Source organism: Hypericibacter sp. (assembly GCF_050729195.1).
Classification (GTDB): Bacteria; Pseudomonadota; Alphaproteobacteria; order Dongiales; family Dongiaceae; genus Hypericibacter.
In genome coordinates this window covers 1-7,651 of the sequence record NZ_JBOHKS010000244.1, presented here as the reverse complement: position 1 = coordinate 7,651, position 7,651 = coordinate 1, and the positions used below count along the sequence as shown (strand labels likewise).

At 66.4% G+C, this 7,651-nt stretch carries 9 protein-coding genes; 2 read left to right on the top strand and 7 right to left on the bottom strand.

The genetic code is table 11. From position 1 onward, the window contains the following. From ACREE8_RS19365 to ACREE8_RS19355, 3 genes are all read right to left on the bottom strand, one after another. Nucleotides 1-1,050, bottom strand: a 1,050-nt coding sequence (locus ACREE8_RS19365) for a phosphoserine transaminase (RefSeq protein WP_431574648.1), incomplete at its 3' end; no start/stop codon positions are given. Between the two features lie 116 nt (nt 1,051-1,166). Further along, nucleotides 1,167-2,060, bottom strand: a complete 894-nt coding sequence (gene serB, locus ACREE8_RS19360) for a phosphoserine phosphatase SerB (protein ID WP_431574647.1) — start codon at nt 2,058-2,060, stop codon at nt 1,167-1,169. Between the two features lie 116 nt (nt 2,061-2,176). Continuing rightward, entirely contained in the window at nt 2,177-3,334 is a 1,158-nt protein-coding gene (locus ACREE8_RS19355; RefSeq protein ID WP_431574646.1) for a 2'-deoxycytidine 5'-triphosphate deaminase, read from the bottom strand. Nucleotides 3,335-3,701: 367 nt separating this feature from the next. Between ACREE8_RS19355 and hslV the strand changes: the two genes are divergently transcribed. Together hslV and hslU are read left to right on the top strand one after the other, a co-directional pair. Continuing rightward, nucleotides 3,702-4,277, top strand: a complete 576-nt coding sequence (gene hslV / locus ACREE8_RS19350; protein ID WP_431574645.1) for an ATP-dependent protease subunit HslV — start codon at nt 3,702-3,704, stop codon at nt 4,275-4,277. Next, nucleotides 4,274-5,626 carry an ATP-dependent protease ATPase subunit HslU gene (gene hslU / locus ACREE8_RS19345; RefSeq protein ID WP_431574644.1) on the top strand — a complete coding sequence of 451 codons (1,353 nt, stop codon included), beginning with the start codon at nt 4,274-4,276 and terminating at the stop codon, nt 5,624-5,626. The genes hslV and hslU overlap by 4 nt, the downstream gene beginning before the upstream one ends. A gap of 197 nt (nt 5,627-5,823) precedes the next feature. Here hslU and ACREE8_RS19340 read toward each other — a convergent pair whose 3' ends face one another. From ACREE8_RS19340 to ACREE8_RS19325, 4 genes are all read right to left on the bottom strand, one after another. Then, a complete protein-coding gene (locus ACREE8_RS19340; RefSeq protein WP_431574643.1) occupies nt 5,824-6,174 on the bottom strand; it encodes a helix-turn-helix domain-containing protein in 351 nt (116 codons plus the stop codon). Then, nucleotides 6,171-6,722, bottom strand: a complete 552-nt coding sequence (locus ACREE8_RS19335) for a Smr/MutS family protein (protein WP_431574642.1) — start codon at nt 6,720-6,722, stop codon at nt 6,171-6,173. The genes ACREE8_RS19340 and ACREE8_RS19335 overlap by 4 nt, the downstream gene beginning before the upstream one ends. Then, entirely contained in the window at nt 6,703-7,392 is a 690-nt protein-coding gene (locus tag ACREE8_RS19330) for a LutC/YkgG family protein (protein ID WP_431574641.1), read from the bottom strand. Before ACREE8_RS19330 ends, ACREE8_RS19335 begins: the two co-directional genes overlap by 20 nt. A 133-nt stretch (nt 7,393-7,525) precedes the next feature. Further along, nucleotides 7,526-7,651 (bottom strand): DUF1036 domain-containing protein (locus ACREE8_RS19325; protein WP_431574649.1); only part of this gene is annotated, 126 nt, incomplete at its 5' end.

Sequence of the window (7,651 nt, the reverse complement as noted above, 5' to 3'; positions counted from 1 at the left end):
GGCGGCACCCTCGGCCTCGAGCCGGTCGGCCAGGGCCTTCGCGGTCTTGGCCTGCTGCTCGGCCTCGAGCTCCCAGAACCAGGGATCGACCAGCCGCAGGCAGACCGAGGTCGGCGAGCGGGCCGCGGGGTCCTCGGCCAGGAAATCGACCCAGTCGCTGCGCTCGACCCAGCGCTCGATCGCGTTGAAATTGGCCTGGGTGCGGATCATCAGGCCTTTCAGGCCGCCGATCTGCTCGGCCCATTTCAGGGAATCGATCGCATCCTCGGTCGCCAGCAGCGAGGGCGTGTTGATGGTGTCGCCCTTGAAGAGCCCTTCATTGAGCTTGCCCTTCGTCGTCATCTGAAAGAGCTTCGGCAGCGGCCAGGCGGGCTTGTAACTCTCGAGCCGGGCCACGGCGCGCGGGCTCACCACCAGCATGCCATGCGCCGCCTCGCCGCCCAGCACCTTCTGCCAGGACCAGGTCACGACATCGAGCTTCTCCCAGGGCAGCTCCATGGCAAAGACCGCCGAGGTGGCGTCGCAGATCGCGAGCCCGTCATGGCTCGCCGGGATCCAGTTGCTGTCGGGCACGCGCACGCCCGAGGTGGTGCCGTTCCAGGTGAAGACGACATCGCGCGCGAAATCGACGGCGCGCAGATCGGGCAGCCGGCCATAAGGCGCTTCCAGTTTCCGCACATCGGTGAGCTTGAGCTGCTGCACCACGTCGGTGAGCCAGCCCTTGCCAAAACTCTCCCAGGCCAGCATGTCGACGCCGCGTTCGCCCAGCAGCGACCAGAGCGCCATCTCGACGGCGCCGGTGTCGGAGCCCGGCACGATGGCGATCCGATAATCCTTCGGGATGCCGAGGAGGGCGCGGCTGCGATCGATCACCTCGGTCAGCTTGGCCTTGCCGACCTTGGCGCGATGAGAGCGGCCGAGACAGGCGCCGGCCAGCGTCGCCGCCGACCAGCCCGGCCGCTTCACGCAAGGACCCGACGAGAAATGCGGGCGCTGCGGCAGGCGGGAGGGCTTGGGCAGGACAGGCAAGGGGGCGGGGACGTTCGACATCGGCTTCGCGGTTCCTCTTCGCTCGTCCGAGCGACGCTCGCCGGCTTCAAGGTCCCGCGACGGCGCCGCCCGATCAGGGGGAGCGAGAGTAACGCATCCTTCGCAGGTGCAAAGCGCTACTCGCGGAATCCATTCGCATGGTAGCCCTGCAGATAGAGCAAGCCCGTCAGGTCGGCATGATCGAGGCGGAATCTGGCGGCGGCCGCGGTCGCGGGCTTGCCGCGAAAGGCGACGCCGAGCCCCGCCGTCTGCAGCATCGGGATGTCGTTGGCGCCGTCGCCGATGGCAGCGGCATCGGCGGCCGTGATCCCTCGCAGCGCCGCCATCTCCAGCAGTGAACTTTTTTTCGCCGCAGGATCGAGAATAGGCTCGCTGACGCGGCCCGCGAGCACGGAGCCCTCTATCGCCAGATGGTTGGCGCGATCTTCGTCCATGCCGACAAGTTTCCGCGCGAGCCCGGTGAAGCAGTCGAAGCCGCCGGAGACGAGCGCGGTATAGGCGCCGTGGGCACGCATCGTCTGCACCAGCGCGCGGGCGCCCGGCGTCAGCTCAATCAAGGTCGCGACTTGGTCGAGCAGGGAGATCGGCAAACCCCGCAGCAGCGCCACGCGCTCGCGCAGCGACTGCGAGAAATCGATTTCACCGCGCATCGAGCGCTCGGTGATCGGAATGATCTTCGGCCCCAGCCCCGCGATCGCCGCCAGCTCGTTCAGGAGCTCGCGCGTGATGATGGTCGATTCCATGTCGGCGACGAGCAGCGTCTTGCGCCGGTTCTGAGCCGGTTGGGCGGCGAGATCGAGCGGCGCACCTTTGAAGCGCTCGCGCAGCGCGCGCTCGACGGAGGCGGGCTCGACAGTCTCAAACGGCAGATCGAAGGCCTGGCCCGGGGCCAGCCAATCGGCGGCACCCACGGCCGCGCCGATCCCGAGCAGCCCATCGCGCGCGGCGGCGACCGCGTCGTCACGAAGCGCGCCAGGCGCGGCGGCGATGATGGTCAGAACGGATTGCAAATGAGCCTCGGTGAAATTTGGAACTCTCGGCAGAATCCCTTCCCCCTCAAGGGGGGAGGGGAAGTGCTTTGGCATTCGACTTCGGAGTTTTTTTGTCGCCTTTGCAGCCGCTCAGCTCACCGCCAAGGCATGAAATGCTTGGCGAGCGTCAGGCCCTGGTTCTGGTAATGCGAGCCGAGGTCGCGGCCATAGAGCTTCTCGGGCTCGGCCATCAGCCGCTCATAGCGCAGCCAGCCGACGATCTGCTCATGCTCGAGGATGAAGGGCACCTCGTGCGAGCGCACCTCGAGCACCGCCTTGGTGCCGCCGCCGCGCGCATTGTGGAAGCCGAAGCCCGGATCGAAGAAGCCGGCATAATGTACGCGGAACTCGCCCACCAGCGTGTCATAGGGCACCATCTCGGCCGCGTGATCGGGCGGGACGGTGACGCCTTCCTTGGTGGCGAGGATGTAGAAATCGTCGGGATTGAGGATGATGCCGCGGCTGGCCTTGTCCTGGCTGCGCGCATAGATCGGATCCCAGAAATCCTTGGGATCCAGCACGCCCTTGCGATCGATATCGATGACATCGGCATGGCGCTTGGCGCGGAATCCGACGAGGCCGGTCTCGGGATCGCCCGAGAGATCGAGCGTCAAACCCAGATTGTCCTCGCGCAGGGTGACGCGCTCGGGCGTATCGACCAGCGGCACCTGCTCATGGAGCCGGCGGAGTGCCGCCCCGCTCGTGGGCGGCGAGCCGCGGCGAAGCCGGAGCTGGTTGAGCCGGGAGCCCTGGCGCACCAGCACCGAGAAAGTCTTGGGCGCGATCTCGGCATAGAGCGGCCCGCGATAGCCGGGCTCGATCCGGTCGAAGGCGGTAGCACCATCGACGATGAGACGGGTGAAAATATCGAGGCGCCCCGTGGAGCTCTTCGGATTGGCGAAGGCCGAGAGGCGCGAGCCCAGCGCCACATGCTCCAGGAGCGGCACGACATAAACGCAGCCGCGCTCCAGCACCGCGCCTTCGCGCAACTCCACCGGATAGATGCCGAAGGCTTCGAGCTTCGACATGACCGTCGCGTCGGGGCCCGGCAGGAAGGAAGCGGGCACGCGATAGGCCACCGCCCCCAGCCGCAGATCGAGGCTGGCCGGCTGCAGCTGGTCCTCGTCGATCCCGACCAGCGCGTCGATCTCATGATCGCGCACCAGCTCGCGGATCGACTGGTAGGGCAGGATGCCGGTGGAGAAGGCGGGTTTGCCGCCGGTCTCGGCCGGTTCGGCCTGAAACAGGGCCATCGCTCGTCGAACCTTTATCTATCCCGCCGCCTGGGGGATCCACGACCGGCGGCGGCCGGAAACCCCGGCCTGGATGGTCGTTCGGGGCGGACACTAACAAGCGAATATGGGGTGGCCCAAGCGCGAAAACCGCCCCCGGAGCCCACCTCTCTGCCCTCCGCTTTATCCCCACCCCGATATCTTCCTATAGATTTGATATTACTGAGTAATTTATATTATCCCCGAGTCTGGAAACGGACGGCTTAAAGATTTTCCACAAGCGGTTCCGGGCGGGTTGGCCTAGGAAAGGTCCTGCCGCCCGAATTGCGAAGGGCACATAACCGCACCCCAGCTTGCGACCCCGAACCCCACCCCCCATTTGAGCGCCATGTCATTCGATCCCTCCGCGAATTCCCCCAACGCCTCTTCCTCGACGCTATGGCACGGCACGACCATCCTCGCGGTCCGCAAGGGCAATGAGGTGGTGGTCGGCGGCGACGGTCAGGTGAGCTTCGGCAACACCGTGATGAAGTCGAATGCCAAGAAGGTGCGCCGCCTCGGCCAGGGCAATGTCATCGCCGGTTTCGCCGGGGCGACCGCCGACGCCTTCACGCTGTTCGAGCGGCTCGAAGCCAAGCTCGAGCAGCATCCGGGCCAGCTCACGCGCGCCTGCGTCGAGCTCGCCAAGGATTGGCGCACCGATCGCTATCTGCGCCGGCTCGAGGCGATGATGGCGGTCGCCGACAAGAACGTCAGCCTGGTCCTGACCGGCAATGGCGATGTGCTCGAGCCCGAGGATGGCATCATCGGCATCGGCTCGGGCGGCACCTATGCGCTCGCCGCCGCGCGGGCGCTGTTCGATCGTCCGGAACTGACGGCCGAGGCGATCGTGCGCCGTTCCATGGAAATCGCGGCCGATATCTGCATCTACACCAACCGCAATCTGACGCTGGAACGGCTATGAACGTGCAACCTCCCGCCCGCAAATCCGAGCCCGCCACGCCGGCCGCCGCGAATTTCAGCCCGCGCGAGATCGTCTCCGAACTCGACCGCTATATCGTCGGCCAGCAGGAAGCCAAGCGCGCGGTCGCGATCGCGCTGCGCAACCGCTGGCGCCGCCAGCAACTCGCCCCCGAGCTGCGCGAAGAGGTGCAGCCCAAGAACATCCTGATGATCGGGCCGACCGGCGTCGGCAAGACCGAGATCGCGCGGCGTCTGGCGAAGCTGGCGCAAGCGCCCTTCCTCAAGGTCGAGGCCACGAAGTTCACCGAGGTCGGCTATGTCGGCCGCGATGTCGAGCAGATCATCCGCGACCTGATCGAGATCGCCATCGCCATGACCAAGGAGCGGCTGCGCCGCGACGTTGCCGCCAAGGCCGAGATCCTGGCGGAAGAACGCGTGCTGGACGCGCTGGTGGGCGAGGGTGCCTCGGCCGAGACCCGCGGCAAGTTCCGCAAGATGCTGCGGGCCGGCGAGCTCAATGACCGCGAGATCGAGATCAAGGTGAAGGATTCCGGCGGCATGCCGACCTTCGAGATCCCGGGCATGCCGGGCGCCCAGGTCGGCATGGTCAATCTCGGCGACATGCTGGGCCAGGCTTTCGGCGGGCGCGCCAAAAAGCGGAAGCTGACCGTGGCCGAATCGCACAACGTGCTGATGGCCGAGGAAAGCGACAATCTCCTGGATCAGGAGAAGGTCGTGGCCGAGGCGATCCAGTCGGTCGAGCAGAACGGCATCGTTTTCCTCGACGAGATCGACAAGATCTCGGCGCGCTCCGAGCGCATGGGCGCCGATGTCAGCCGCGAGGGCGTGCAGCGCGATCTCCTGCCGCTGATCGAAGGCACCACCGTCACCACCAAGCATGGCGCGGTCCGGACCGACCATATCCTCTTCATCGCCTCGGGCGCCTTCCATCTGGCGAAGCCCTCGGACCTGCTCCCCGAGCTGCAGGGCCGCCTGCCGATCCGCGTCGAGCTCAAGGCGCTCACCCGCGACGATCTGAAGCGCATCCTGGTCGAGCCCGAAGCCAGCCTCATCAAGCAATATGTGGCGCTGCTCAAGACCGAGGAGGTCGAACTGCAGTTCACCGAGGACGGCATCGACGCGCTGGCCGACCTCGCCGCCGAGATCAACGGCGCGGTCGAGAATATCGGCGCGCGAAGGCTCCACACCGTGATGGAGCGCGTGCTCGAAGAGATCAGCTTCACCGCCACCGATCATGCCGGTGCGGTCCTACGGATCGATTCCGGCTATGTGCGCGACCGCCTGGCGCCGCTGGCGAAGAACGCGGATCTGAGCAAGTTCATTCTGTAAGTCGCGCAACTCTTTCCTCTCCCTCACGGATGTGAGGGAGAGGGTTGCGCAGGCTTAGTCGGAGCGTAGCGGAGACTTAGCCGGAGCTGGGTGAGGGTGTGTGTGCAAGAAAAGGCCCACCTCACCCTACCCTCTCCCCCCGCTACGCGGGCGGAGAGGAAAGAACTTTCTTGAGAGGCGCCGTAGCCTCTCTCAAATCACTCTTCCAGCTTCTCCCGCATCACCGCGATCGTCGCCTCGTCGAGCTCGCCGATGCGCTCGGCTAATCGGTTCGCGAGTTCGGTCGCGGCCGGCGACAATCCTGAAGTGTCGATCGTCACGCGCGGGTCGGAGATCAGCGCCAGGCGCTTGAGCTCGTCGACATCGTCCCAGGCTAAGTTGAAATAGGCGGCGATCTGCTGCACCAGGCCCGACGACGGCTTGCCGCGATGGCCATGCTCGAGGGCCGAGAGATAAGCCGAGCTCACCTTCAGCACCGCCGCCATGTCTTTCAGCGTGCGTTTGCGCTCGGCGCGCAATTCGCGCAGCCGTTGGCCGAAGGGCGTCACGGCTCGCGCTTCCGTTTCAGAAGCGCATAAAGCGCGCCGGCGCCGCCATGGCGCGATTGCGCGAGCGAGAAGGCCAGGAGGTGGCGGCGCATCTCGGGCTCGTTCAGCCAGCGCGGCACGGCGTCGCGCAGCACGCCCCAGCCGCCCGCGCCCTTGCCGGTCACGATCAGCACGCAGCGCTTGCCGGCAGCGGCGGCTTTCGCAAGAAAGCCCTGCAGCTTGTCATGCGCCTCGGCCTGCGTCAGCCCATGCAGATCGATCTTGGCATCGATCGCCATCTCGCCACGCTTGAAACGCTCGCCGGTGCGTTTGTCGAGATCGGCGATGCGGCCCGCATCCAGAGGTGGTTTCGTCTTTGGCGGCGGTGCCACCGGCCGCACGATCGGCAAAGGTTTCGATTTCGCTGACGCGGGTTTGGCTTCGGCACTCTCCGGCTTCGCGGCGGGCGGTGCCGCCACCACGCGCTTCTTGCGCGCGATCGGTTTGGCGCCCTGCATCGCCTCGCGGAACAGAGCCTGTTCGTCGGCGCTAGGCTTGCGCGTTGTCATCGACCAGCAGCACATGGATCCGGCGTGGGCCGTGCGCGCCCAGCTGCGGCACCAGCCCGATATCGGCGCTGCGCGAGGGGCCCGTCACCAGATTGACCGTGCGCGGCATCTGTCCCCCGCCGGTCGCGGCTCGCAGCTTCGCCCAGGCTTCCTCGAAGGGGCCCACCAGCCGCGACAAGGGCAGCACCACGATATGATGGTCGGGCAGGAAATTGAGCGTGGTCGGCGTCTCCGCGCCCGAGGTCAGCATCAGCGTGCCGGTCTCGGCGACCGCGGCGAAGGCCGGCGTCAGCGACACCAGATCGTTGCCGTCGCTGCGGCCCGAGGAAAGCTCGATCATGGGCTGGCCCGACCAGTCGATCTGCGACAGCATCGGCGCCGGCGACAGCTTGACCGCGGCCGGCAGATTATGGCGCGCGAGATATTTCGCGACCGCCGCCGGCACGTCGTTAAACGAGCCCAAACGCTCGACCGTGCCGGCCACGCCCTGAACCTTGTTGCTGAACAGCGCGATCAGCCCCTCGCGATCGAGCTGGGTGCGGGCGGGAATGGGGCCGGGCGCATGGGTTGCGACGCGAGCCTCGATGCCGGCCGCCGCCTTGGGATCCAAGGCGTCGCGCTTGAGGGCGCGGCGCAGCCGGCCCAAGATCTCGGCGCGGGCGTCGGTCATCGCGATGACCGTGTGATCGGAATCAAACTCGATACTCTCGCGGCACCGATGCCGCTCTCGAAGCCGGCCAACCCGCCGTCGGAAAGACGATGCGGATCGTCTGCGACCCAGACGATCCGCATCTCACCGGTTCTCAATCGACCAGATCTTGCACGTAATCGCGCTTGTCGCCCACTTCGACCTCGAAGAAGTCGATCGAGTAGTAACCGCGCGACTTGCACTCGGAATCGCCGACGATCGTGAACTCGTCATCCGAGGC

Excerpts from the sequence above, each read along its gene's own strand:
- ACREE8_RS19330 (WP_431574641.1), bottom strand. The coding sequence starts at position 7,392 with ATGACCGACGCCCGCGCCGAGATCTTGGGCCGGCTGCGCCGCGCCCTC.
- hslU (WP_431574644.1), top strand. The coding sequence starts at position 4,274 with ATGAACGTGCAACCTCCCGCCCGCAAATCCGAGCCCGCCACGCCGGCC.
- hslV (WP_431574645.1), top strand. The coding sequence starts at position 3,702 with ATGTCATTCGATCCCTCCGCGAATTCCCCCAACGCCTCTTCCTCGACG.
- ACREE8_RS19355 (WP_431574646.1), bottom strand. The coding sequence starts at position 3,334 with ATGGCCCTGTTTCAGGCCGAACCGGCCGAGACCGGCGGCAAACCCGCC.
- ACREE8_RS19335 (WP_431574642.1), bottom strand. The coding sequence starts at position 6,722 with ATGACAACGCGCAAGCCTAGCGCCGACGAACAGGCTCTGTTCCGCGAG.